Origin of the sequence: Solibacillus cecembensis (assembly GCF_050272495.1) — a bacterium.
In the GTDB taxonomy this organism is placed as follows: Bacteria; Bacillota; Bacilli; order Bacillales_A; family Planococcaceae; genus Solibacillus; species Solibacillus cecembensis.
Map to the genome: position 1 here is coordinate 1 of NZ_JBNNMF010000067.1, position 1,085 is coordinate 1,085.

1 pseudogene is annotated in these 1,085 nt (G+C 38.6%); it reads right to left on the minus strand.

The annotated features are described in order from the left end of the window. Positions 1 to 33: 33 nt before the first annotated feature. Positions 34 to 1,085: pseudogene (locus ACQKIH_RS22405) on the minus strand (IS3 family transposase); the annotation flags it as partial.

Here is a 1,085-nt window from a genome sequence, read left to right on the forward strand (position 1 = left end):
TGAAGTGACCCCTAAAAGTTAGACACGGTTATTTCAGGCAGCTCTTTGGGCATGGGTTCGATAGTGTATCGGGCTCATGCCTTTTAATTTTGCCTTAATCCGTTTTGTATTGTAATACGTGATATATTTTTCTAGTTCTACTTTGAATTGTTCTACACTTTCAAATTCCTTCAAGTAGATGAGTTCGGATTTCAGTATGCCAAAGAAATTCTCGATTACTGAGTTATCGTAACAGTTTCCTTTACGAGACATACTTTGCACAATGCCTCTGGCTTCTAAGGCATGACGATATTGTTTCATTTGATAATGCCACCCCTGATCGGAATGCATCAGTAGCTGGTGTTCCGCTGGTAAGTGTTCTAAAGCCTTTTCCAACATGTTTGAAACTAGTGAAAAGGTCGGTCTTGAACCAATTGTATACGTAATAATCTCGCCATTAAACAAATCTAAAACAGGCGATAAATAAAGTTTTTCTCCGAATAATTTAAACTCTGTGATGTCCGTTACCCACTTCTCATTTGGTTCATCTGCTATAAATTTACGGTTTAAAATATTCGGTGCGATTTCACCAACGGTGCCTTTATAGGATTTATATTTTTTCATACGCACTATGCACTTTAAACCTAGCTCTTTCATAATGCGTTGAACCTTCTTATGATTCACTTTTTGCCCACGATTCGCCAATTCATCACGAATGCGACGGTAGCCATAACGACCTTCATGTTCGTCGTAAATCGTCTGTATTTCAGCTTTTAAACCGGCATCTGGATCCGGTAAATCTAACTTCTTCGCTATATTATAAAATGTGCTACGTGGAATTTCCGCATACGCCACAAGTGCATTCACCGAATATTTATGCCTTAACTCACAAATGACTTTTACTTTGTCTTTCGTGGTAATTTGTCCTTGTTTTGAACTAAGGCATTCAACTTTTTTAAGTACTCATTCTCCATACGTAAACGTTGGATTTCTGCTTGAAGTGCTTCTGTAGAGCCTTCTATAGGTGCTTGTTTTGACGGTTTGTTCGGTTCTTTTTTCATGGATGGACGCCCCTTTTTCTTTGACTGAAGGGCATCCTCTCCTTG